The following is a 23,491-nucleotide window of genomic DNA, read 5'->3' as shown; positions in this document are numbered from 1 at the left end:
ACTGATTTAATATGACGAATTCAAAAGCACAGGTAATGTTAGTGGATGATCATGCCATGTTACGCCATGGCATGGCGATGCTCATAAATTTGGAGCCGGATTTGGAGGTTTGCGCTGAGGTTGGCGATGGGAATGAGGCCTTGGCGTTACTCAAGAAAGCGGATAGGGTTGATATTGTTTTATTGGATGTCACGCTCAAAACAAGTTCAGGCTTTGAAGTAATTAAATATATGCATGCGTTGAAACCCGCATTGCCAGTATTGTTTGTGTCGATGCATGATGAGACGGTTTATGCCGAGCGTGCCTTGCGGGCAGGTGCTTCAGGTTATGTCATGAAGCAGGAGCCGGGTGAAGTTTTGCTTACGGCTATCCGTGAAGTCTTGAAAGGGAATGTTTACCTGAGCAAAGAAATGAATGCAAAGTTGCTGAATCGCATAGTAGCAGGGCATCCAGAGCATGAGCAGTTGATTAATAGTCTAACGCCGAGTGAGTTTGAGGTGTTGCATTTGATTGGATGTGGACATAGTAGTAAAGAAATTGCCACGCTACTTAACCGTAGCATTAAAACGATCGAAACACATCGCTTCAATATCCGCACTAAGTTGAATTTGAAAAATGGCGCTGATTTGATACGCTACGCCACTCGCTGGTTTTCAGAAGAACCTATTGATCAGGTTCATAGATAGCTTTAGGTGACCTAATGAACAAGGAGAGCGTGATTTCAGTAAACTCCTCAACTCTGATTTACTGGATGACATTAGTCAACACACTATTTTGGTTTAGTCAGCTTTGCCCTAGTGACATAAATCATATCAAGGAAAGTTCTCGACTATCTCGACTATTATGCATTTAAGCGTCTTATCGAATTTGGAATTAAGTTTCTTCCATTGAGTCCCTTTTATGTTTCACCAATCGACGCATGGGTAATCCCATCGATAAAATTTCTCTTGTTCTCTTGATAACTTCAACTATTACAAAGTGAATCATGGCCACCGCTGCTAAAAGTGAATAGAACTGAGTAGCAGTGAAACGAAACCAAGGTATGACCCTAAAAGAGTAAATGGAACGATGGCAGTAAACGCTACAAGCAAAAAGAATATTACGATTAATTCCATTTATAATGAAGGTCACCAGTACATGAACGTATAGTGATTCCATAAACCAGCCAATCTGGAACCACGCTTCGTATGATTTTGGTGCTGCGAGCGTGACGCAGCGAGTCCGGAATCATACATTGAGCCGACAGAACCAATCGTCAGCATGTAATTTTGTATAAAGTTTATATCTAATTCTCTCGGTTTGCGGGGCTTTTCAGGATCTCCTTTATTCAAAGGGCTCGGCATTTCGGCAAATCATATAAAATACTATTGAGTAATATTTGAGTGGGTGGCATAAGCAGGAATAGGGCTGAGCCGGCCATGTTAAATCTATTGCCACAATTGGTGTTGGTGCCCATCATGATATACGTGATTATATTGCCGAAGGTGCGCCTTCATCCTGGCACGCCGGTATTACATCGGTATATATGATACTTAAGTTCGATTCTAGAAGCATCATATCAGCCGTCTCCCTGGCGACATCAACAGTCGCACTAACTGATAGGCTCACGCCTGCTGGGTAAAGCAATGGGTCATTATTGATTCCGCCCTCCAGATAGCCTATTCATGATCTCGAGCTTTGAGTATTCATATTATGCGCTCTTTTTCGGAGGGAGTAACTCTGCAAAATAAGTTTGCATTTTTTGCTCTAATCCGAAGGTAACATCATCGATCTATGTAATTCCAATATACATTCCTCACTATTTGTCGGTGAGTTTCGCTCTGAGATTCACCCTTATTCAAATGGACCAGTATTAGTAATTATTATGAAATGCTGCCAGATCAAGTGGTCAGTGATTCATTAATATATATCTCAGTTAGATCTTCTCAGCCTGCGTTAGCTAATGGATTCAATTATTAATGAGTAATAGATTTTCCTACCACTATAAGGGTTTTACTTGCATGCATCTGAGATTCATTTTCATCCAGACTGGATCGGTTTTTATGACTTCATCAAACGACAATAGACGAAGTAATCAGTGATTTATCTCAATTAAATCTTCCAAATTCACGTTATCTAATGGTTTCTATTATTTATGAGTAATAGATTAACTTATAAACATAAGGGTTTTGCTTATTTTTAATACAGGGAAACCATCATGATAAAACAATGGTTTCCCTAATATACATCATGGTTTTGATTGAGATACGATTGATCAGCGCTTGTAAAAGTAAGCGTAAGAAAATAATAAGAATCTTCTTTAAAGATCATAAAAAAGAAAAATATTATATAAAACATTCGGACTAACAACATTCGGACTAACTGATTGCTCACAAAGGACAAAGCTAACAGCAGTCTCAGTAATCTACGGGCAAAAAGTATTTTTTATAGTCTATCTATTACTTATACAGCATAGGAGAAAAGTAATATTATGGCTACACAAATAGATAGTAAACCGTTGACAGACGGACAACCAAGCGTGGCGGAAAGCGCTGCTCCAGTAGGACCAAGCGGGGCGGAAAGCGCTGCTCCAGTAACAACAGGTTCTGCCGCTTTTCAATCACAATATTTTTTGCGCGATACCGCTGCAGGTGTGATAACGGGTGCTATGGCCATTCCATTATCGATTGGTATTGCGATCATGTCTGATTATCCAATCAAGGTAGGTTTGGCAACTGTGGTTTTTGCCTGTTTAGTTGGTTGGATCAATTCCTGGTTCAAACCAGGTAATTATATTGGTACACCTGGTATTGCGGCTGGATTGGCCCCGGTGTTGGCTCTGGGGGTGGCTACTTTTGGAATACAAAATATGGCATTTTGTATTTGCTTGACCGCGATTATGCAGGCGATCATCTGGAAGTTCAATTGGCAAAGATTTCTACTTGTTGCTGTCCCGGTTTATCTGGTAGAAGGTTTGTTAGCAGGTATAGGATTAAAAATACTCTTGAAATTCTCAGAGTTTACCTACGAAATACCAGCAGAATTAGTTACTGAAGGAACCTTCTGGAATGCTGCCCGTATCCAAATGACTGCGATTTCTGCAGTTGGCTTTGCGGCATTTGTATTCTTATTTTCCAAATTCAAAGATACCCAACCTGCTATTCCTTATTTCGCACTGATCATTGGGGGCGTAGTTTTGGCGCAGTTTGTTTCTGTGCCGATGATATCGGTGGAAGATGTTCCTCTTGAACTGAGATTACCATTGCCAACCGCAGACGTAACGATAATGATGCTGGTTTATATGTTCTTTTTCTGTGCCATGCTCGCTATTGTTGATGTCATTGAGCAGGTTATGAGTAACGCGGCCATTGAAAAAATAGATCCGCTTAAACGCAAAACAAACAGCAATAATAGCTTGTTTGCCATCTGGATTGCTAATTTAGGCTCAAGTTTCTTTGGCGGTATGACCAACTTGGATGGTCTGGCTAAAAGCACAACCAATAAATTAGCAGGTGCAATGACCAAATTTTCTGTTCTGATCGTTGGTTGTGTAGTGTGCTTTTTTATGCTCAATACCCAGTTTTTAGATTACTTACCGAAATTTGCATTGGCAGCGATTATGATGTTTACCGGCTATAAGATGATTGCCGGCTTGGTGCATGTGACACATTATGGTCCATATGCTTTGATGTTAGCGCTTTTCACTGGCGGTTTGGTGTACAAAGTGGGTATTTTTGAGGGCATGTTGATTGCAATGGCGGTACACGGAATCATCCATTTCCTGGTCTACACCAAGCACGATAATATGCCAGGAAAAGAAGTTGTAAAACGATATTTTGATAATTTGAAAAGAGATAGTAGCAGTAATTTACAGTAACAATTTATACATATACTTGGTACGTATTGGATAAATAAGCTACTCGGTGATCTTGAGGGCGAAGAAAACATGACTTCGTCCTCAAACAGAATAAATAGAATAAATGCTGATAGAGGAATAACCTTATGTATAAGAAGATAATGATCGCTATTGATGGTAGCAATACTGCTCAGCGGGCATTAGAGGAAGCAGTAAATATTGCCAATAATTACAACGCAGCATTACATATTGTTCATTGCGTAACTGGTGATACCGAAACCGATAAAAGTACAGGCTCTCAGATACTGGAACAAGCTAAATCATATGTTGATGCAGCGAACCTGGAAACAAGTCTTTTGCAGGCAGATGCCGTGTATGGTTTGACTGGTATTGCTGATTCGATTGCGGCGGCTGCCTCTGATTGGGGAGCAGATTTGCTGGCAGTAGGTACGAGTAATCGTCGGGGGTTGGAGCGTCTATATATCGGATCGGTTGCCGAACAACTGATTTCTAAAGTTGATGCTTCAGTATTATTGATTCGTCCACAGAAAGGATAAAAAATATGATTTCCGCATTATTAGATGCTATAAATATTGCCAGTAATCATAATGCAACATTATGTATCGTCCATTCAGAGGATGGTAATGATATTGAAGTCGATGAAAAGACCAATATTACAATACTGGAAAAAGCAAAAATTTATCTTAACGAATTAAATGTCGAAACGCGACTTTTGGATGCTAAAAAAGAAGAAGGAATAAATGGTATTTCTAATGCGATTGCTGCTGCTACTTTTGAGTGGGGAGCAGACGCACTAGTAGTTGGAACAGCTAATGGTAGAGGATTTGAGTATTTTTATGTTGGATCAGTTGCCGAACAACTGATCGCTAAAGTTGGCTCTTTGATACTATTGGTTCGTCCCAAAAAGGCTAATTTAATTTTTAGTACAAATAAGATGGTAGTTTAAAAATTACTTAATAATAGGTTGAATTACCTCCGAACTTTCTAGAGGTAATTCAACTGAAAATATCATAATGTAAAATCATAACGTTAGTACTTCGCATTAAATTAGGATATTAGGATTGATTTATTTAGGTTTTTGGCTTTAATCTCCTTTCAATAATTTATCATTTACTGCTTCGGTAAATTCTTTATCAGTAAGCGTACCTCTTTCTGGGCGAAGTGCTAGCAGCTTTTCCACCCCTTTTTTAACTGTATTCTGAGTATCATCTGAAGAGACAACAAAAAAAGAAACAGGTGTTTCACGCATTGCTATTATTTCTATTCTGCTCTTAAGCTTACTTATCTGATTCTCAAGATGTCGATTTTGTATCAAGCCACCCCCAATAACAGAGCCATGAAGAAAAATGGTGGTATGCGATAAATCATCACTAGATACAATAATTTCAACTTTAATTGGCCAGTAAAAGGAAAATATTTGGAAAAACTCTTTACATTGAATACGATTTGGACTTGTATCTAAAATGCGCCAATCATTTTCTTCAACGATTTTCTTGCAAATAGATAGTGCGTTCTCAACCGAAATATTAATTTCAATTCTTTCATCTACGCTTGAACTTATCTTATGTAGTACTTCAGCAACTTTAATTTTAATTCGCTCTAACCCAAAAGAACTTATCTGGGTAAATTGATTTCTGCTGTTTAATGTAAGTTTGCTCTGGTAAGGTATGGCTGGAGTATTTTTGGTACCAAATTTTAATAGCATTACGCCAGCATAGGAAATGACAAGCGCAAATAAGAGGCTGTACTGTGCATTTACCGCTATAATGTTATCTAACATGGCAATAATAAGAACTACAATACCGATTATTTTCATGATCAGGTAACCTCCAAGTTAATAATTACGCGACAAAGATTTACTTTGTTGCAATATTATTAACATAGGCTTTATGAAGTTTATGTTAAGAAAGTGCCTCTCTTAGATATTTATTTATGTTGGAGAGGAAATGATTAAAAGGGCAAGACTCAATAACGCTCTTTAATATCCAACCTTAAACATCTAGTTGTTCCAATCCAAGTGCCATAACAATTGTTATTCCATTTCCACATCAAAATTGGCTTTGTCGTCTTCACCTTGTCGTATAATTTATATTATCTGCTGTTCTTCTTCGCATCAGTTTTGATCAGTTTTGATTTGGAAGTGGATTTACGTGGCATTACAAGGAATATTTAACATTGAGTCATGAACGAAAAGTTAGCGTTATCCATGGAACAATCCAAGTTCATCATGCAGTAGCTGAGTTGATGAGCTTCCTCTTTCAAAGAAAAACCTCAAAGAAAAACCGTCAGCTATAAAGAATCTTTAGTGAGGACGGATGTCAGATATATAGATATCATAAGCCAGTTTTTATTCAAGCTCTGGCTAAAATGATGATTTGTAGTTAGTTATTTACAATTTTGTAGGAGAAAAGGAGTTTATGTCCAAATTGAAGGAAAACGAGTCCCTAGATAGGGAATTTGTTACTTTGCCAGGTTCTGCCGCTTTTCAGTCTCAATATTTTCTGCGTGATACTGCTGCGGGTGTGATAACGGGCGCCATGGCAATTCCACTGACGATTGGGATTGCCATTATGTCAGATTATCCGATTAAGGTAGGCTTGGCAACTGTGGCTTTCGCCTGCCTAATCGGCTGGATTAATGCCTGGCTTAGACCAGGCAATTTTATTGGAGCACCTGGAATTGCGGCAGGGCTCGCTCCGGTGCTGGCTATGGGCGTAGCCACTTTTGGGTGGGAAAATATGGCATTCTGTATTTTCTTGACTGCCGTAATGCAAGCGATCATCTGGAAGTTTAACTGGCAACGATTTTTACTCGTCGCGGTTCCGGTTTATCTGGTCGAAGGCTTGTTGGCTGGTGTTGGGCTAAAGATACTACTGAAATTCTCAGAGTTTACTTACGAAATACCTGAAGAACTGGTTACTGAAATTTTCTGGAATGCTACGCGTATCCAGATGGCTGCGATTTCCGCGGTAGGTCTCGGATTATTTTTATTCTTGTTTTCCAAATTCAAAGATACTCAACCCGCTATTCCTTATTTCGTGCTGATTATTGGGGGAGCATTGCTGGCGCAATTTGTTAATGTGCCTATGATAAACGTGGAAGATATTGATCTTCATTTTAAACTGCCGTTACCTCAAGCTGATGTAACATTTCTCATGTTTGGTTATATGGTGCTTTTCTGTGCCATGCTGGCCATCGTTGATGTCATCGAGCAGGTCATGAGTAACGCGGCCATTGAGAAAATAGATCCATTAAAACGTAAGACAAACAGCAATAATAGCTTGCTTGCTATCTGGATTGCGAATTTGGGCTCAAGTTTCTTCCATGGAATGACCAATCTGGACGGTCTGGCTAAGAGTACAACTAATAAGCTGGCGGGTGCTATGACTAAGTTTTCGGTTCTGGTTATTGGTGGGGTAGTAGGCTTTTTTACCTTCAACCCGCATTATCTCAATTACCTCCCGAAATTTGCGCTGGCGGCGATTATGATGTTTACTGGCTATAAGATGATTGCAGGGCTGGTACACGTTACGCACCATGGTCCTTATGCACTCATATTGGCCATTTTAACCGGCGGCCTAGTTTACAAGGTGGGTATTTTTGAAGGTCTGTTGATTGCTATGGCGGTGCACGGTGTCATACATTTTCTAGTTTACACCAACCATGACCATATCCCAGGTAAAGAAGTCATCAAACGATACTTTGAAAATTTAAAAAAAGACAGCAGCAGTCATTTACAGTAACTATCTCTAGAATATTTAAATATTGAATAAGTAAATTATTCATTGCTTTGCGGACGGAAAGGCCGAAACGTCGTCCGCGAACAAAATAAATTTTAATAAGAGGGGTAGAGTTATGTACAAAAAAATAATGGTCGCTGTTGATGGCAGTGATGCTGCTCAGCAGGCACTGGAAGAGGCAGTTAATATTGCCAAAACTTATAATGCAACCTTGCGTATTGTCCATTGCATAAGCGGTGATACTGAAGTTGATAGAGGGGCAGGTTTAGAGATATTGAAGCGCTCCAAATCAAATATTGACGCTCTAAGCGTAGAGACCAGCCTTTTAAAGGCTGAAGCTGAGTATGGTTTAGCGGGTATTGTTGATGCGATTGCCGCTGCTGTTTCTGAATGGGGAGCAGACTTGCTGGCAGTAGGAACGAGTCACCGTCAAGGATTAGAGCGTTTTTACATTGGTTCAGTTGCCGAACGGCTCATTACCAAAGTTAATGCTTCTGTGCTGTTGTTTCGCCCTAAAAAAGGATAGAAGGCAATTCCATTTCTAAATCAAGCCTGATTTTATCGTAGCTATTCCCTTGCCGTATTATTTATGGATGCCTCTAAAAATTCAGTGATCTGAATAAAACCAGGTGAGAACAAAAAATGTTGACGCAGCTTATCACTGATAGGTAAGAAAGCATTTTTTGTGAACCGCGAAGCGGATGCCCACAAATATGATTTTTTAGAGATGTCCTTATTCTGTCTGTGGCTTACCTTCGCATCATGTTTGATTTGGAAATAGAATTATCTATAAACAGCAGTTCACAAGGGAGTGATAGCAATATCAATAATTGGTAAAAATTACTCTGAAATCATTGCATCAGTAACAGCCAGAAAAAATAGCTGCATTAAAATATCTTCTCTCCCTCCGGTTACAACTTGTAAAGTGATTTGCCGATTAAGTCATTCAGCATTCAGCAGGATCGTCTAGTTCTGCTTTACCTTTTATTCCGTTTCCAGATCAAACATGACACAAAGGCGAGCCGCAGACAATATTAATAATACGGCAAAGTGAAGCCGACAAAGTCAGGCATGATTTAGAAACGGAATTATGGATGATTATGGATAGAAAAATAGAATATAGTGAGTTGGGAATAACTCCATTACCCTGTAAAGTTCAAGCTATACTTGTTCAATCAGATATATTTGTAGTAAGGGGAAGCAATGAAGTTAGTAATGATGTTGAGTAGTGGATTGATCTTGCTATTGCTTTCAGCTTGCTCCAGCATGCAACCTATCTTATATCCCAACACGCATTTTTTATCGGTGGGCAAGGAGATTGCGGAGCAAGATATCAATGCGTGTGAACAACTCGCCAAATCAGCTGGGGCTAAGGAAAAAAGCTATGGCAAGAGTGGCGATGTTGCTTCAAGTACTGTGATGGGAGCAGGGGTTGGGGCTGCGAGCGGTGCTGCTGGCGGAGCTGTGACCGGTGCAGCGGGCACGGGCTCCATGGTGGGAGCGGTCAGCGGCGCTGTGTGGGGATTGATGAGAGGGTTGCTTTATTCAAAACCCTCGCAGCCTGATCGGGCTTATGCTAATTTCGTGAACCGCTGTTTGCAAGAGAAAGGTTACGAGGTGACCGGCTGGCAATAATTGCCGCTTGCAGGCCAGCTTCTATCATCCAGAATACCTTAATATTAACGCACTTTTAGAGTAATGGTTTAATGTTGAATGATTTTATCGATCGAATTAAAGCCGGGCAGGCGGTTGATTTTAAAGAAACGCTGGCAGTGATTGCAGAAGCGTATGATTACCAGCCGACAACATTCAGCAATGGTCTTCACCAGCCATTAATGAATGAAGCCGGGCACAATGAAGGCTCGTGCAAGATTTTTGCCTTTGCCAAACTGCATGGATTAGATCAGAACCAGACCTTGGCTTTGTTTGGTGATTATTATCGTAAAGATGTGCTGGGAAATCCTGCTGGTCATGATCACCAGAATATCCGCATTTTTATGCGCGATGGTTGGGCCGGTATTGTTCTTCAAGGCGAGGTGTTAACTGCCAAGCAGGCCGGTTGATGTACTGATTGTTGGTCAGGGCCTGGCTGGCAGCTTGCTGGCCTGGGAGTTGATCCGCCAGCAGGCTCGTGTCATGGTGATCGATAGCGGTGAGACCAATGCGTCGCAGGTCGCTGCCGGACTGATCAATCCAGTTACCGGTAAGCGGCTGGTCAAAGCTGCTGAAATCGAGCAATTATTGCCGGCTGCCATGGATTGCTACCAACAACTGGCGTTAGCATTCAAACAGCAGTTTTTTGTGCCGATCCCCATGGTACGCTTATTAAAAAGCGAGCACGAACGGCATATTGCCCAGCAAAGGCTGGTACAAGCCGAGTATCAAGCATTTTTAACAGATGAGCCATCTTGCCCTCCTGGTATTAACTCTGCTTTTGGCGTGCTGCAGCAGCTGCAGACCGGCTATATAAAAATTCGCCAGCTACTGAAGTGCTTGCAGGATTTTTTTGTGGCGAACGGCTGCTACCGGCAAGCCAGGTTAGATTACCGTGAGATCATGTTCCAGCCGCATTTGCAATGGCAGGATTGGCAGCCACGGCACATCGTGTTTTGCGAAGGTCATCAGGGGACAGTCAATCCCTGGTTTGGTAAATTACCGTTCCAACCGGTGAAAGGAGAGATTCTTTACTGTAAAACCCAGGCAGTTTCTCCCATCCGAATTCTCAATTTTGGGTATTGGATGATTCCTACCGAGCCGCATCAATTCAGGCTAGGGGCGACTTTTGATTACACCAATCTGGATACGCAACCTACTGAGCGTGCTCGTCACCAGTTGATACAGGCTTTGACTGAAGTCTATCCCGGTTTACACCCGGTTGAGATTGTTGAACATCAGGCAGGTATTCGCCCAGCCACGCAGGATAAACGGCCTTTTATCGGTTCCCATCCAGTCTACCGCCACTTGCATATTTTTAACGGCTTTGGTGCCAAAGGCAGCCTGGCCATTCCCTGGTATGCGCAGCAATTTGCCGCAGCTTTGAATCAGGCTGCATCCATCCCCGACACCGTGCATGTGCGGCGTTATTATGACTCGCATTTTCCCTCTGCCTGAAACAGCGCATCACATCGTTCGCCAGCATTTACTGCAGGGAGGCAGTGCAGTCGATGCCACTGTCGGAAACGGACATGACACGACTTTTCTAGCCCAGTTGGTCGGTGGCAGGGGGACTGTTTTTGGTTTTGATGTGCAGCTTCAGGCCATACACATTACCGCACAGCTACTGCAGCAGCGGGATTTGCTGCACAGAGTCACGCTGATTCACGCCAGTCATTCCTTGATGGATGAGCATATTCCGCAAGCATTCCACGGCCAGATACAGGTGATTATGTTTAATCTGGGCTATTTGCCAGGGGGAAATAAAAGCTTTATTACCCGAGCCGACTCGACTTTGACAGCTATTGAGATAGCTTGTCGGTTGCTTACCGCACAAGGGATTGTGACCGTGCTGGCTTATCCTGGTCATGTGGGCGGCGATGAAGAAACCCTGCGCCTGAGCAGATGGTGTCAACAACTTGATCCGCGTCATTTTCAGGTCGATACTGTGCTGAGCTATTACCTAAAACCTCATGCGCCACGACTTTTTGTGATCCGGAAAATGAATTGATCTGTTATCATGCCCAATTTTTCAACCGTAAAGCATCGTTATGTCAGACTTCACACATGTCACTGTCGTCAAGCGAGCCAACGTTTATTTCGATGGCAAAATCAACAGCCGCACCCTTATTTTTGCCGACGGCAGCAAAAAAACCTTGGGCTTCATGCAGCCGGGCGAATACACCTTCCATACCGCTGATCCTGAATTGATGGAAATCCTGGCCGGTGAACTGGAAGTTCGCCTGCCGGCCTCTGGTTGGCAAAGCGTTAAAGGTGGGGAAGCTTTTAACGTACCCGCGAATAGTGAATTTACCATGAAAGTAAAAATTCCCACTGATTATTGCTGCTCCTTCCTGAAATAATGTACTTGCGGCAAATAAAATTAAGTGCCACAGAAGGTCTGACAGACGCGTTCTGACGGTAGCGGAGGAGTGCGGTAATCCTGATACTCCGGTGCATCGGTGTAAGGCGCTGTTACTGCTGCCAGCAGTCGTTGCAGCAGAGAATAATCACCCCGTTCTGTAGCTGCTGCCAGTGCCGCTTCAACCTGGTGGTTGCGCGGATGGATCGCAGGATTATGCGCCCGCATCAAACTCAAGGAAGCCTGCTTGGGCTCGGCCTGGCTCAATAATCTCGCCTGCCAGCGCCCATGCCACTCCATAAACTCGGCATTCTGAAATAGGGCATCTTGCGGCATAGTGTCCGCGGCCAGTGCGCGCAAGGTATTAGTGTAATCAGCTTGATGCTGCTGCATCCATGCCAGCACGGTTTTGATCAATTCAATATCCTCTGCTTCTTCAGTAAATAATCCCAGCTTTTTGCGCATCCCTGTTAACCAGTGGTGCTGGAAGATAGCGGAGAAAGTATGGATCGCTTCTTCCGCCAACGCGACTGCTTTCTCCTGGTCCGGGTGTAGCAGCGGTAATAATGTTTCAGCAAAACGTGCGAGATTCCACTGTGCTATCAGGGGCTGATTGCTATAGCGATAGCGGCCATGCTGATCAATCGAGCTGAAAACGGTGTCCGGATCGTAGGCATCCATAAAGGCACACGGACCATAATCAATCGTTTCACCACTGATGGTCATATTATCCGTATTCATCACGCCGTGAATGAAACCCACCAGCATCCATTGTGCGACCAGCGAGGCCTGACGTTGTATGACGTTGTGCAACAGCGCAAGGTAGGCATTCTCAGCCGTGGCAACATCGGGGTAATGCCGGTCGATAGTATAATCGGCCAGAATTTTGATCGCTTCACTATTGCCCAGCCGCGCAACATATTCAAACGTACCCACCCGAATGTGACTGGCAGCCACCCGCGTGAGTATCGCACCGGGCAGCAGGGTTTCGCGTATGACTGACTCGCCAGTGGTGACCACGGCAAGACTGCGCGTAGTGGGAATATTTAATGCATGCATTGCTTCGCTGACGAGATACTCACGTAGCATCGGCGCCAGTGCTGCGCGGCCATCGCCACGCCGTGAGAATCGGGTTTGACCAGAACCTTTTAGCTGGATGTCAAATCTGTCCCCTGTGGGCGTAAGATGCTCACCCAGCAATATTGCTCTCCCATCACCGAGCATAGTGAAATGGCCGTATTGATGGCCAGCATAGGCTTGCGCAATAGGCTCTGATCCCTCAGGCAGCACATTACCTGCAAACAGCAAGGCAGCCTCTTTTTCGGATAGCATGTGGAAATCCAGTCCAAGCGATGCTGCGAGCGTATGATTCAACATCGCTAACTGTGGAGCGCGCACTGGCACTGGGTTCAGACGTGCATAAAAAAATTCTGGCAAACGGGCATAGCTGTTATCAAACTGCCAGCCGACGCTGTCCTTCGCATATTTTCTATCTGGGTTCATGTGATCTTATTGTATTCATTTAATCCGACAATATCTGTCAAAACGGAAATTGCTAAGCGCTAAGCGAATCATTCCGTTTCCGAATCAGGCAAGGTGAAGCGAACCAAGTCAATTTTGAGCTGGAATGAAATAAGACAGGGAGTAGAAACTTATGTTCCAATGAGAGCCTGCTCTTTTCACATACTTTATCCACTCTCTACATCATGGATTAACGATTTTCTCGCAACGCACGCCTGGATGAGCGATCAACCAAACTGAACAGTTTGTCAATCTCATCTTTCTGGTGAGAGGCTGAGTGACCTGCCACCTTTATAAACCTGCAATTGAGCCTGGCATGCAAGCGGTAAAACTCCTGGTAGAGCTCATAATTATTCAGTGGCTTGTTTTTACTTGAGAAAAAATGATTGTGTTCAAGACGGGCTCGCCTCTCTGGCAGACTCATAATATTTTGTGAGTCGGTATAAATCACCAAAGGCATATCGCCAGCATCAGTTAAGTTAATGGTTTCATACGTTTCATTTAGCGCCCATAACAACGTTTGCAATTCCAATTTAGTCGAGCTGGTTTGTTCAAAGCGCTTCACTTTCACTGCATCTTTTAGCGTTTCTATCGGCGTAACCAAGTCAGCTATCGCAAAGTAAGCACCATACCCTGTTTTTGATTGGGTATTGACACTGCCGTCGGTAAAAATATGGATATGATTCAAATTGTTATAATCTGAGCAGAGTTAATAAAATAATACTGATGTGAGTACAGATTCTAACAGAACCTGCCTGATTTAGTGGGTGGCTTCCAGCAAGCCACGCTGCCACAGCCACTCCAGCAAGCGCCGTGCTTTGTGAATACTCATCGATTGACTGAGTATACCCAGCACTGCGGCCAGCGTCGGCTGGTGCGATAAGATAGCTAGACGTGGCAGCAAGGCCTCATTTTCCAAAAATGCAAGGGGAGATTCCAAATGCGGATGCTGCAATGCGGGCCATAGTTGCACTTGATCATTCATCACACATGGTGCTTTGATGACTTTCACATCGCGACTAAACCGGATCGCTTGATGCTCGCGTAAAAAAGGCTGCCGCTTCAGTTCCGGCTGGCGATAGTTTTGCAGATGCTCAAATTCCTGCTGCAACGCATCGAATAGTGCATGGGTGCTGGCATCCGCAGTTAACTTGAGCGTATCGGGATAAGGCACGGCCCTCTCACGCCAGAATGCGTGGTGGCTACACCAGACTTGCGCGTAATACCGTTGCGTCCATAAGCTATGTCGTGCACAGGTTTCAATTAAACGCCGCTGGAAAAACTCACGTGCCAGTTCATGGCGCGAGGCTTGTTGAGTATGATGGACAGTGTGAATTGCAATCACCGCCTGCAGGGAAAAGCGCATTGCTTTTTCCACTCCAGACGATGAAATAGGATCTAATGCAAAGGCCGCATCGCCGAGCTTTAAGCGACCTTCCTGCCAACTGTCATACGCCAGATAGGGCGTAGCGGAGCAAGCCTGTAAGCGGCCCGCAAACGGCAGCTCGGCGATAGCCGTGAATAACTGGCTGGAGGCACAATTTGCACGTAGCCATACTTCGGGGCGACCTGGCATCAATTGATGTTGCGTGGCCGGGTCGCACAGCAGCATCACACGGTAACGTTTGTCGGGTAGATGTGTACCCCAAAGCCAGCCGTGTTCGACGGCTTCTACTTGCGTCAGGTGGGCTAGTCCAACGGGTATATCAGTATGGGCAAGCTCGACCCAACTAGCTGATAAACGCGGCGCACACGCGATATGTTGCGGACTGCGGCCGCGTGCATCCAGAATGAAGCAAGCCTGGATCTGTTGCTGGCCGGCCGGAGTCGCAAAGTTCAACTGCCAGGCACCAGCCTGACCGCTTACCCTGGTCAGGGAGGCAGGCTGATAAACTTGTACACCACGCTCACGCGCCAATTGCAACAGCGCGGCATCAAATGCTGCCCGGTTTACCACGGCCGAATTTGAATGGGCCACGATCTCTGGCGTGTGGCTTTGCCAACGCAAGCGGGTCGGTAAACGTGCGAGATGAGGCACTTTTTCCAGGGCTTGGTTGGCATCGAGGAAATCAATGATGTTCTTTACACCTGGCGTTAACGCTTCGCCAATCTGAGGTCTTGGCCAGCGTGGGCTGCGTTCAACCAGCGCTACGCGGTAATTTAATTGCTGTAAGCGCAGGGCGGCGCACAATCCTGCCGGGCCAGCGCCCATGATAAAGACGTCAACCGAGGGGATCATCTGCGCCGGTCACGCGCCCGGCCCCAGGACCAGTAAACCATGCAGGCGCCAATTGGTTTAAGCGCTGGTGTGCGCCGATCGTGTAATGCAACCAGCCTCGAATATAGTCGCAAGCGCTGCGTCCACGCGCCAATACTTCATGGTGGCAGCCGCCTCCACATAAATAGCGCGCCCAGCAGGTATGACATGGATGTTGCTGGTGTACATGACGTTCCGCCAGCCACTGGGTTTGTCTTGCCGGATCAACTCCATGCGTCAAATCGCCCATTTTCCCTTGTGCATCGCCGACAAAGCGATGGCAAGCGGACAGCTCCCCCTCAGCCGATACGCCGAAATACCCAGCCCCCGCGCCACACGGATACGGTCGATGGGTACCGCGCTGCAATTCACGCAGTGCATTCTGCATATTCATAAAAGGGTAGCGCTCACCACGCAACACATGTTGTTCAAACGCCAGACCACAGGCAATCATTCCTTCCAGCATATTAGTCATATCGTCTGACCCCATTTCTGCCTGTCCATTGGGGGCACGCAATAACGGTGAAAAACCGACACTATGAAATCCCATACCTATAAACAGGTCCAGTGTCTGCGGCAAATTCAGATTAAAAGGTGTGACAGTGACACGTGCTGATACTTGCATCTGGCGCTGCTTTTCCAGCAAGGGCGCAAGGCGCGCCACAATTTGATCAAATGAACCCTTGCCGCCTTTGAACGGGCGCAGGCGATCATGCTGCTCGGCCGGTCCGTCTAAACTGACCGTCACTGCAAAACCATGCTGCTCAAAAAAATCAGCGTCTTCCCGCTGTAATAAACTACCATTAGTCGTGATTGAAAAATGGCAGCGGATGTCACGTTGAGCCGCCTGGGTTCGTGCATACTCGGTGACCGTGCGAAGGACTCTGCGATTGGCGAGCGGTTCGCCACCCATGAAGGCCAGATTGACCTTTGAGCCGGGTGCCGCTTTCGCCAGCAGCAGATCCACTGCCTGCTGTGCAGTCGCTAACTCCATGTTTTTTGCCCTGCCGCCAAATTCGCCTTGCTGGGCATAGCAGTAGGTGCAGCCAAGATTGCATTTTTGTGCAATTGCCAGCGAGAGCGCGTGGATAGGAGGGGGCGCAAGCGGTGTATCATCAATGAGCGACGCAGCTTGCAAGCCATGCCAGGCGATCAAGCTTTGCAGTACACGGACATCGGCATCGTGCAACGCGGCACGGAATTCAGTTGCCAGCTCTGGCGGCAAATGATAAAGGCGGCTGCCGTTGACCAGCAATAAGTGCGCACCGTTCGCATCCTCAACCAGATGCGCATCAGGATGATGCGGACGCGAGGCGGTCACAATGTGCTGCGTGAATGCAGCCGTAAAGCTGGCGTCCATGGATGGGGTGGTCATGGTCTAATCCACCAAAAGGGTGATGTGCGGTGTCAATCGATTATTAAGACTTATCCGCATCCTTTCCCCGAATGATGAATTGCAAATGTTGTTGCCAGGCCATGAATAAATCATCGTACGACCAAAGTCGTGTATCAGTTCGATTGTCAGGAATATAGTTACCAGTACGCTTTTTGGCAAACCACATATCGCCCTGGCTCAAACCATCGGAACCCACTTCTACATTGACATAATCCGGTCGGCTGGCCGCCCAATAATAGCAGGCACATTCGCGGTAATCATTCTGCCATGGCGAGCACAAACCCTGCGTCAATTCACCCGGTTGCAGCAGATCTTCTGATAGCGCGGCAGTATTGGGCGTGAAAAATACGCGTAATTTGAGTGGCACTTTGATGGTTTCTGTGCCCTCAGCCAGTACTTCCGTATCTGCATGCTTGTGCGCGGTGAATTCACACTCAACCATTTGCCCTTGCAGATGCATAATGCGTGCTAATGAATTCGACCATTCCATGAACGATACCGCATTAGGGTTAGTGCCGGTAGCGAGCGTGCTGGAATCGCCGTCTGGAAACACCGGGCCGCTGGTCGGCACCATCGCATCGAGCCCCGCAAAACGCAATAAACGCCGTGTCACCAAATCATCGTATTTGGGATCTTCAGCTGCAATCACATAATTATTATTTTCGATCAGCACAATGCCTTCAAAAGCACGTCGCCAGACATTACGATAATCAAATTCCAGACCAGGGAAACAATTTGAAATCGCGCTACGCGGCAACACTGAGGCCGGGTTACCGGCGCCACGATGATGGATTTGCGCCGTCAGATTACTGGCACTGAGGGCAGGGGTCATTTTCTTCTCATTCATCTTTAGCTCCCTTATGGGTTGGATTAGCAGCGGCAAACATTGCATTTTTTGCGGCTTTGGTCACCATATCGATATGACGCCGTGTCAGCGTCAGGCTGCGCCCATCCGCGCCGCGCATCAAGGCAGGCATCTTGCGCAAACCCTTGGCGGACAAATCGCCGATTTCTTCCGGCTGGCGCAACAACTGGGGAAACCAGGGCGCCCCTCCAGCCGTCAGGGCGCTGAATACACGTTCATGCAACGCACGCAATGCCAGATTATCCACCAGCGAGCTCGCGGCGATGGGTTCATAGTAACGCTCAAAATCATTGGTATTTTGCCGCACCATGGTGCTTGCGGTATTGAGGCGGCCATTTACCGGGTTGCCGTTCATTACGGCCGTATTCATCAGGCGCACCGATTCCAGCGCGCGCAACACCAGTTCTGTTGCATCATCGAGCGAGACTTCTTCCTCAGCTACGCTTGGTCCATATAGAATCTGCTCCATTTCATCCGAAATGACACGAACGGGCAGAGTATCCGGTGCATAGGCGGGCGGCCCTGCACCGATATGCCCCTGCGCCCGCAATTCGTTGCCATCGGCCAGCTTCAATATGACGCGGACCACCCCATCACATTCATCATCGAAATAACCCCAACTGACATGATTGCCGGCATCATCGTTGTAGCCGGCATAGATCTGGGCGGGCATGGTCAGTTCCGGCCCGAGATTTTCCTTATAGCCGCGCCAGGAACCTTTATTGCAATCGTATAAAATCAGGTCTTCATTGTGAATGAACACCGGATCATCTTCCACCTCAGTGTCTGAAATATGGCGCTTCAGGCTGGCACCATACACTAATCCTTTGGCAGGTGTGAAACGCAGGCGTATTTCTGGAAAGCATTCAGTGGGCTTGATGAATTGCACATGGCCAAGGGGCAGCGTTTTGTTGGGTAGGAAATTGGCGCATTCACCCTTGATTGGATGGAGCTTATGATCATTTAACTGGCTGATTTTGGCATAAATCTTGTCATTCTGATCATTGGTACGGCGGTAAATTTTAATATTGCCGAGTTCCACTTTCCAATGCACAGCTTGCAACGTCAAATTTTCAGCTTTCAGCAAATCGACTGTCAGCGGTACTAATTGATCGGGCTGATGGCTGGTGCGGGCATACACTTCGAGAAACGGGGCGACTGGCCGTACCAGTTGGTTATCATCTTTAAAACGAATGCTCTCCGGCACATAACAACACGTAATTTCACCGCTTTCTGGGTCAACCTGGAAACTGGGACGCGGTACGATACGACGGTAATCAAAGGGATTACCCGGATTGGTTTCCAGCTCGAAGGCTTCCAGCGGCTCGGCGGCACCCCCTAAGCGGGCAATGGCAAAGGGCGGCAGAATACGTAATTCCAGAATGGGCATCATTATCTCCTAAAGCAGTGCACGATCGATATCGCCGGACAGGATGCGGGTCGCTATTTGCATCATATTTTTGTCAGCTTCACGTAAGGTCGATAAAAACGGATGACGTTCAGGTGGGGCAAGTCGAAATAGCGCTGCAATTAAATTTTCCGCGGCGCTCAACAAATCCAGGTGAGCTCTCCAGCGATTGGCTTCTCCGAATGGGCTATTCAGCGTATACGGCATCTGGAACGGTGGACCAGCGAAGCCCGCTTTCGGATCAGTGGCTGAAACCGGCAACTGCATCAGGATTTCTGAAATCGCACGCAGGTTATACATTTCGCCAAATGTTGCATTGACAATAGTACCGCGCGGCGTGATCAAACCGGCCACATTCAAGCCGCCATATAACGTGAAGCTATGGATTAAATAGTTCAACAGCATACGGTAACGCAGGTTGTGCAGGGTCGCCCACAGCGCTGATTCGGGATGGGTAATGGGAGTGGTCGGGCTGTTGCTCAACGCAGGGTCATTATTCGGATCAAGCGAGACAAAAGGGTTGATGGCCACTTTACGCGAAGCTGACCAGGGTGCAGCGCTGGCATGATAGCCGAGGTGTGCGGCGGGATACAGTTGATTCCATTTTTCTTCGGAAAAATCAGCCGGGCGCGCTTGATCCCATAGGCAGGTGTCGCAGGCTTGCTGCGTCATTTTTTCCCGCATATCGACATAGATACGCAGAAAGCGCACAAAATGTGAAGGGTCTGAACCCGAAGTCGCTTCGCCTTGCTGCGCAATGGCGGTGAGCGCGTTAACGACATCATCCCGGCAGGTGACCGGTGCCACCAGGACATCAGGGGTACTGGCTGGCTGAGCTCCCATGCTATTGCCCCGGTTACCCCCCTGGTAACCACGTCCCCATTCAGCCCAATTGGCCTGGCAGGGGTAGGTATCGGCCTGAAATGCTTCATCCGGCAGATAATTCGGATCCTTGACCAGTGGAATCAGCGTATTGAATAATTCCGATACCTGGTGAGGGCTTGAAGTTTGCGAGTCGACCCGTCGCCGGATTTCATCGCCCAGTTCACCCCCATCCCAATCCACCGGTGATTCAGCATAGACATATTTAGCCAGCGAATCGAGCGTAAGAGGCTCCAACATGAACGGGAAAGGATAAAACGGTACATCCCACGGATAATCCTCGCGCTCCATATGCAGCGGCGCACCAATCAAACGCAGGATATTCTGCACTGAAATCAAATGCCCCATTTCTTCCTTGGCGATGCCGAGAATGACCTCCTGCCAACTACGCACTGCGTCACGAAATTCCGGCGGCACCTGCGGCCCACCGAGGGAATAAGCAGCATACAAGTACTGCACCATCAAACAATGTTCGATTTCAGCATCGATTGAGAGCAGAAACGCGATGTAATCACGCGGAGAAAATTCAAGGTTGAGTAAAGCAGAGGAAGGCAGGGTTTCTGCCTTGGCAAGCCTGAGTGCCGCATGGGGCAGGAGTTTACCATCCGTGGCAAAATGGCGAAGAATCTGTGCAGCACGCATTACTTCTCCTTCGAGTAAAGCATATCCATATCGGGTATGCAGTTAGGTTAAGGAAGAAGACAGTTAGAAACGCGGCGCAGGCATCGCCATGAGCCTGGTTTCTTGTCTATAAACTAAAAAGATTGTGCATGCTAACCAGTTTAATGGAAGAACGCAAGGTCCGCTTGGTTCCTTGCTGTAACATTTCTTTTCATGACAAATAGTTTCATGACAAAGTTCTTAAGCTATTGGTTGCTTGAGTATTTCGCGTGTTATGTCATTTTCCAACCAATCTTGATGTGAATGCGAGCCACAGACGGTATCAATCATACGGCAAGGTGAAGCCGACCAAGTCAGATTTGATTTGGAAGAAAAATAAGTCATCTAGCAAAGTAAGCATGTTCTCTCACTTTAGATTGTTCAGCTTGTGTTCAAGATTCTCAGTATAAAGTTATGACTCACTAATTTTAATATCCAAAATATACTTTAAGCATTTTTGCGAAAGGGCATAATGAAAAAATATTGCAGTCCCCATTCAGTTACTTTTCTCTGGTTATGGATTTTGATTTTGGCCCTACTTCCTCAACTGGTTTTTGCAGAAACTCTATTTATTGATAATAAAGGCTATATTTATGGCAGATTGAGTACGGTGAATCTGGAAAGAACTTCTGGCAGCGCCTACGTAGGCGACATCTTACTGGGCCATGACAGTACCACTTTCACCAGTGTTGGCAATCAACCTCCTAATTTAGTTTCTAATCCATGGGAGTTTTGTTTTAAAAAAGACCGTTATGAAGAAGTTGAAAATCTCATCGGTCATTACGTTGTGCTTGAATTCAAAACACCCAAAAGTAATGAACTGCTTTCTTGTTCTGCCACTAAAGAATTAGTCGCCATCCATTCGGTTGGGGAAAATCAAGGATTGGATCAAATGCATTTTATTGGAGACATCAATACGAATGATCAGGAAATTTCCCGTGGTGTTGAGTTTGGCAGAATAGTCAATGTCATTGAGAATAAAAATGGACATAGAAATTATTTCATGACAGTGCAGATGGGAAGTAGCGGCAATAGCTTTCGTCATTTTTTTATCGATGATCATGATTTATATAATTTTGCAGTCATAAGTCTGCAAGCAGGGGTAATGGCAAAAATTCATTATAGTGAACGGTTATTGATGAGTAATCCTTTTGGCCAGAGTGGCCTGAGTTCTATGGCATATGTCTCGGAAATAGAAATTGTTGGCGGGAAGCCGGTCGCTTCTGAAAGAGAAATGGCTGGCGAGCAGTCAGACTCATAATATAACTGGTAGGGTGCAATAAGTGTAACGCATTGCACCAGATGGTGAAGTGAGGCACATACGGCGCAATGCCCGATGGTTATTGCGCCTTACGCGGGTTGTGTTAAGTTTCCGCATGCGCGCCATTCCTGATGGATCACGGGACCTTGCTGGCGTTCGCAGCACACTGGGGCACGGAAACCAAACTAACCCAGCGCGACCTGCCGCGCCTGACGCCGGCAGAGCAAGCGTTGTACGATGATTTGCGCGAGTACCGTTTGCACAAGAATCTGCGGCTTGAACAGGAATGCATAGGCTTCGAGTGGCTAAAAGCAGCGCTTGCGGCGTTCGCGTGAACTTATCAAGATAGAATCTCTCAATTGAGTTATGATCATTACTCAAATGAGTAAAGGTGACTTCATGGAAACAACACGCGCAGCAAAAGAAAAACTGGTTACTCCTGTCGCCGCAGAAACTAGTGAACGTACAAGCCCCAGCCAGGAATTTTCACGCTGGAGCAAGAAAATTCTCAAAAGCAATGCTGGCGAAAGAATACGTCTGATTCGGGCAGGCGTCGATGCAATGCTATTGGTCAAAGCCAGCGAATATTATGAAATGCCGCGCGCCAAACTGGCCAGGATTATCGGTTTATCGAGCGCCACGGCAGACCGCAAAATTAAAGCAGGCGACAAGCTGGGATCAGCAGAATCAGAGCGGCTCACGCGCATTGCGCTGATCGAGGCAGAAGCAGAACAGGTGTTTGGCTCGGCGGAGCTGGCCAAACAATGGATGCTAAGCAACAATCTGGTACTGGGCGAATCTCCCTTGTCCTTGCTGGATACCGATGCCGGTTCCGCTGAAGTCCGGCGGATTCTGTCAGCCATTGCCCATGGCGGCGCAGTCTGATGCGGGCTTGGCGCATCGCCAAGCACAAATTTGCTCTAGATCGAAGCGGAACAGGCGCATATCGGCATGGCGGGCGCTGGAATAATGCTGGCATGCATGCCATCTATGCTGGCCTGACGCCCGAGATCGCCGCGCTGGAAAAACTGATCCATACTGGCGATATTCTTCCGGCTGATCTGGTGTTGGTGCTGATTGAATTGCCAGATGATGCCACGCTATACGAGACACCCGCCCTCGCGGCCTTACCGGCTGGATGGAATGAATTACCTAGCTCAGTTGCTGCCGCCAGCCTGGGCAGCGGCTTTCTCATGAAGGGGAAGCAGTTAGGCCTCATCATTCCGTCAGTAGTCATACCGGAAGCAAGCAATATCATGATCAATCCTCACCACCCGGACTTTACCAGCGTCACGATGAACATCGTACGCCCATTCAAGTTTGACTCCCGCTTCAGACCATGAGCAACGCATCCTTGCGGTAGCCTGCAGCCGCTGGCATGCAACCTCGATTCTATAAGGATTCCTCTAGCACACTAACTTGCCCTGATGGCAGGTCTGGCGCAAATACGGCATCCTTGGCATGCGCCTTGCGGCGGGGACGTTGCGATTTTGCTGCATTTTCTGCATGGCTCAATCGGATACGTTCCAACAACACGCTGACGGGTTCGTTGTTGGTGTCTCGCGACACCAGCTTGTAAGGTGCAATAAGCGCAGCGCATTGCACCAGATGGTAAGGTAGCACATACGGT

23 protein-coding genes and 1 pseudogene are annotated in these 23,491 nt (G+C 46.4%); 15 read left to right on the top strand and 9 right to left on the bottom strand.

Annotated elements, in window-relative coordinates:
• Positions 1-11: 11 nt before the first annotated feature.
• The 4 genes from AAW31_RS14150 (at position 12) to AAW31_RS19155 (ending at position 4,802) form a co-directional block, all read left to right on the top strand.
• Positions 12-686, top strand: coding sequence for a response regulator (locus AAW31_RS14150; RefSeq protein WP_046850729.1), 675 nt, complete (start codon positions 12-14; stop codon positions 684-686).
• Positions 687-2,470: 1,784 nt separating this feature from the next.
• Positions 2,471-3,856: a SulP family inorganic anion transporter gene (locus tag AAW31_RS14140; protein ID WP_082110469.1), complete on the top strand. Its 1,386-nt coding sequence runs from the start codon at positions 2,471-2,473 to the stop codon at positions 3,854-3,856.
• A 125-nt stretch (positions 3,857-3,981) separates the two neighbouring features.
• On the top strand, positions 3,982-4,392 hold the full coding sequence (locus tag AAW31_RS14135; RefSeq protein WP_046850727.1) for a universal stress protein: 411 nt from the start codon (positions 3,982-3,984) through the stop codon (positions 4,390-4,392).
• 5 nt (positions 4,393-4,397) lie between these two features.
• The gene (locus AAW31_RS19155; protein ID WP_052752271.1) at positions 4,398-4,802 is read left to right on the top strand and encodes a universal stress protein; all 405 of its coding nucleotides are present in this window, start codon (positions 4,398-4,400) and stop codon (positions 4,800-4,802) included.
• Positions 4,803-4,940: 138 nt separating this feature from the next.
• On the opposite strand, the gene AAW31_RS14125 is transcribed toward AAW31_RS19155, so the two are convergent.
• On the bottom strand, positions 4,941-5,672 hold the full coding sequence (locus AAW31_RS14125) for a hypothetical protein (RefSeq protein WP_046850726.1): 732 nt from the start codon (positions 5,670-5,672) through the stop codon (positions 4,941-4,943).
• 601 nt (positions 5,673-6,273) lie between these two features.
• Between AAW31_RS14125 and AAW31_RS14120 the strand changes: the two genes are divergently transcribed.
• The 7 genes from AAW31_RS14120 to ppnP all read left to right on the top strand — a co-directional run bounded on the left by AAW31_RS14120 (position 6,274) and on the right by ppnP (position 11,612).
• Positions 6,274-7,599 (top strand): SulP family inorganic anion transporter, encoded by a 1,326-nt coding sequence (locus tag AAW31_RS14120; RefSeq protein ID WP_046850725.1) that lies wholly within the window; start codon positions 6,274-6,276, stop codon positions 7,597-7,599.
• Positions 7,600-7,711: 112 nt separating this feature from the next.
• Positions 7,712-8,122: a universal stress protein gene (locus AAW31_RS14115; RefSeq protein ID WP_046850724.1), complete on the top strand. Its 411-nt coding sequence runs from the start codon at positions 7,712-7,714 to the stop codon at positions 8,120-8,122.
• A gap of 677 nt (positions 8,123-8,799) precedes the next feature.
• The gene (locus AAW31_RS14110; protein ID WP_046850723.1) at positions 8,800-9,231 is read left to right on the top strand and encodes a glycine zipper family protein; all 432 of its coding nucleotides are present in this window, start codon (positions 8,800-8,802) and stop codon (positions 9,229-9,231) included.
• Between the two features lie 71 nt (positions 9,232-9,302).
• On the top strand, positions 9,303-9,659 hold the full coding sequence (locus tag AAW31_RS14105; protein WP_046850722.1) for a HopJ type III effector protein: 357 nt from the start codon (positions 9,303-9,305) through the stop codon (positions 9,657-9,659).
• On the top strand, positions 9,640-10,707 hold the full coding sequence (locus AAW31_RS14100; protein ID WP_046850721.1) for an NAD(P)/FAD-dependent oxidoreductase: 1,068 nt from the start codon (positions 9,640-9,642) through the stop codon (positions 10,705-10,707). Before AAW31_RS14105 ends, AAW31_RS14100 begins: the two co-directional genes overlap by 20 nt.
• Positions 10,682-11,260: a class I SAM-dependent methyltransferase gene (locus AAW31_RS14095; protein ID WP_046850720.1), complete on the top strand. Its 579-nt coding sequence runs from the start codon at positions 10,682-10,684 to the stop codon at positions 11,258-11,260. Before AAW31_RS14100 ends, AAW31_RS14095 begins: the two co-directional genes overlap by 26 nt.
• A 40-nt stretch (positions 11,261-11,300) precedes the next feature.
• Positions 11,301-11,612, top strand: a complete 312-nt coding sequence (ppnP, locus tag AAW31_RS14090; protein ID WP_046850719.1) for a pyrimidine/purine nucleoside phosphorylase — start codon at positions 11,301-11,303, stop codon at positions 11,610-11,612.
• 20 nt (positions 11,613-11,632) lie between these two features.
• On the opposite strand, the gene AAW31_RS14085 is transcribed toward ppnP, so the two are convergent.
• The 7 genes from AAW31_RS14085 to AAW31_RS14055 form a co-directional block, all read right to left on the bottom strand.
• A complete protein-coding gene (locus AAW31_RS14085; RefSeq protein ID WP_046850718.1) occupies positions 11,633-13,114 on the bottom strand; it encodes a protein adenylyltransferase SelO in 1,482 nt (493 codons plus the stop codon).
• A gap of 208 nt (positions 13,115-13,322) precedes the next feature.
• The gene (locus AAW31_RS14080; protein ID WP_046850717.1) at positions 13,323-13,820 is read right to left on the bottom strand and encodes a ribonuclease HI; all 498 of its coding nucleotides are present in this window, start codon (positions 13,818-13,820) and stop codon (positions 13,323-13,325) included.
• A 72-nt stretch (positions 13,821-13,892) separates the two neighbouring features.
• Complete coding sequence (gene qhpG / locus AAW31_RS14075; protein WP_144412979.1) at positions 13,893-15,371, bottom strand: flavin-dependent monooxygenase QhpG; 1,479 nt, start codon at positions 15,369-15,371, stop codon at positions 13,893-13,895.
• Positions 15,355-16,764: a radical SAM/SPASM domain-containing protein gene (locus AAW31_RS14070; protein WP_082110468.1), complete on the bottom strand. Its 1,410-nt coding sequence runs from the start codon at positions 16,762-16,764 to the stop codon at positions 15,355-15,357. The genes qhpG and AAW31_RS14070 overlap by 17 nt, the downstream gene beginning before the upstream one ends.
• A gap of 43 nt (positions 16,765-16,807) precedes the next feature.
• A complete protein-coding gene (locus AAW31_RS14065; protein ID WP_046850715.1) occupies positions 16,808-17,632 on the bottom strand; it encodes a hypothetical protein in 825 nt (274 codons plus the stop codon).
• Complete coding sequence (locus AAW31_RS14060) at positions 17,625-19,040, bottom strand: hypothetical protein (protein ID WP_046850714.1); 1,416 nt, start codon at positions 19,038-19,040, stop codon at positions 17,625-17,627. The genes AAW31_RS14065 and AAW31_RS14060 overlap by 8 nt, the downstream gene beginning before the upstream one ends.
• Before the next feature lie 9 nt (positions 19,041-19,049).
• Entirely contained in the window at positions 19,050-20,582 is a 1,533-nt protein-coding gene (locus AAW31_RS14055) for a ferritin-like domain-containing protein (protein ID WP_046850713.1), read from the bottom strand.
• 547 nt (positions 20,583-21,129) lie between these two features.
• Here AAW31_RS14055 and AAW31_RS14050 point away from each other — a divergent pair.
• From AAW31_RS14050 to AAW31_RS14035, 4 genes and pseudogenes are all read left to right on the top strand, one after another.
• Positions 21,130-21,861 (top strand): hypothetical protein, encoded by a 732-nt coding sequence (locus AAW31_RS14050; RefSeq protein WP_144412978.1) that lies wholly within the window; start codon positions 21,130-21,132, stop codon positions 21,859-21,861.
• A 125-nt stretch (positions 21,862-21,986) separates the two neighbouring features.
• Positions 21,987-22,196 (top strand): annotated as a pseudogene (locus AAW31_RS14045) (Wadjet anti-phage system protein JetD domain-containing protein); the annotation flags it as partial.
• A 64-nt stretch (positions 22,197-22,260) separates the two neighbouring features.
• A complete protein-coding gene (locus AAW31_RS14040; protein ID WP_082110575.1) occupies positions 22,261-22,746 on the top strand; it encodes an antitoxin Xre/MbcA/ParS toxin-binding domain-containing protein in 486 nt (161 codons plus the stop codon).
• The gene (locus AAW31_RS14035; RefSeq protein ID WP_046850710.1) at positions 22,746-23,204 is read left to right on the top strand and encodes an RES family NAD+ phosphorylase; all 459 of its coding nucleotides are present in this window, start codon (positions 22,746-22,748) and stop codon (positions 23,202-23,204) included. The genes AAW31_RS14040 and AAW31_RS14035 overlap by 1 nt, the downstream gene beginning before the upstream one ends.
• A gap of 49 nt (positions 23,205-23,253) precedes the next feature.
• Here the strand turns inward: AAW31_RS14035 and AAW31_RS14030 are convergent, their stop codons facing one another.
• Positions 23,254-23,484: a hypothetical protein gene (locus AAW31_RS14030; RefSeq protein ID WP_046850709.1), complete on the bottom strand. Its 231-nt coding sequence runs from the start codon at positions 23,482-23,484 to the stop codon at positions 23,254-23,256.
• Between the last annotated feature and the right edge of the window lie 7 nt (positions 23,485-23,491).

Source organism: Nitrosomonas communis, assembly GCF_001007935.1.
In the GTDB taxonomy this organism is placed as follows: Bacteria; Pseudomonadota; Gammaproteobacteria; order Burkholderiales; family Nitrosomonadaceae; genus Nitrosomonas; species Nitrosomonas communis.
This window is presented reverse-complemented; position numbering and strand designations above follow the sequence as displayed.

What these genes read in the sequence shown, in the direction of transcription:
- AAW31_RS14150 (WP_046850729.1), top strand. Translation starts at nt 12, where the DNA reads ATGACGAATTCAAAAGCACAGGTAATGTTAGTGGATGATCATGCCATG.
- AAW31_RS14140 (WP_082110469.1), top strand. Translation starts at nt 2,471, where the DNA reads ATGGCTACACAAATAGATAGTAAACCGTTGACAGACGGACAACCAAGC.
- AAW31_RS14135 (WP_046850727.1), top strand. Translation starts at nt 3,982, where the DNA reads ATGTATAAGAAGATAATGATCGCTATTGATGGTAGCAATACTGCTCAG.
- AAW31_RS19155 (WP_052752271.1), top strand. Translation starts at nt 4,398, where the DNA reads ATGATTTCCGCATTATTAGATGCTATAAATATTGCCAGTAATCATAAT.
- AAW31_RS14125 (WP_046850726.1), bottom strand. Translation starts at nt 5,672, where the DNA reads ATGAAAATAATCGGTATTGTAGTTCTTATTATTGCCATGTTAGATAAC.
- AAW31_RS14120 (WP_046850725.1), top strand. Translation starts at nt 6,274, where the DNA reads ATGTCCAAATTGAAGGAAAACGAGTCCCTAGATAGGGAATTTGTTACT.
- AAW31_RS14115 (WP_046850724.1), top strand. Translation starts at nt 7,712, where the DNA reads ATGTACAAAAAAATAATGGTCGCTGTTGATGGCAGTGATGCTGCTCAG.
- AAW31_RS14110 (WP_046850723.1), top strand. Translation starts at nt 8,800, where the DNA reads ATGAAGTTAGTAATGATGTTGAGTAGTGGATTGATCTTGCTATTGCTT.
- AAW31_RS14105 (WP_046850722.1), top strand. Translation starts at nt 9,303, where the DNA reads ATGTTGAATGATTTTATCGATCGAATTAAAGCCGGGCAGGCGGTTGAT.
- AAW31_RS14095 (WP_046850720.1), top strand. Translation starts at nt 10,682, where the DNA reads ATGACTCGCATTTTCCCTCTGCCTGAAACAGCGCATCACATCGTTCGC.
- ppnP (WP_046850719.1), top strand. Translation starts at nt 11,301, where the DNA reads ATGTCAGACTTCACACATGTCACTGTCGTCAAGCGAGCCAACGTTTAT.
- AAW31_RS14085 (WP_046850718.1), bottom strand. Translation starts at nt 13,114, where the DNA reads ATGAACCCAGATAGAAAATATGCGAAGGACAGCGTCGGCTGGCAGTTT.
- qhpG (WP_144412979.1), bottom strand. Translation starts at nt 15,371, where the DNA reads ATGATCCCCTCGGTTGACGTCTTTATCATGGGCGCTGGCCCGGCAGGA.
- AAW31_RS14070 (WP_082110468.1), bottom strand. Translation starts at nt 16,764, where the DNA reads ATGACCACCCCATCCATGGACGCCAGCTTTACGGCTGCATTCACGCAG.
- AAW31_RS14065 (WP_046850715.1), bottom strand. Translation starts at nt 17,632, where the DNA reads ATGAATGAGAAGAAAATGACCCCTGCCCTCAGTGCCAGTAATCTGACG.
- AAW31_RS14060 (WP_046850714.1), bottom strand. Translation starts at nt 19,040, where the DNA reads ATGCCCATTCTGGAATTACGTATTCTGCCGCCCTTTGCCATTGCCCGC.
- AAW31_RS14055 (WP_046850713.1), bottom strand. Translation starts at nt 20,582, where the DNA reads ATGCGTGCTGCACAGATTCTTCGCCATTTTGCCACGGATGGTAAACTC.
- AAW31_RS14040 (WP_082110575.1), top strand. Translation starts at nt 22,261, where the DNA reads ATGGAAACAACACGCGCAGCAAAAGAAAAACTGGTTACTCCTGTCGCC.
- AAW31_RS14035 (WP_046850710.1), top strand. Translation starts at nt 22,746, where the DNA reads ATGCGGGCTTGGCGCATCGCCAAGCACAAATTTGCTCTAGATCGAAGC.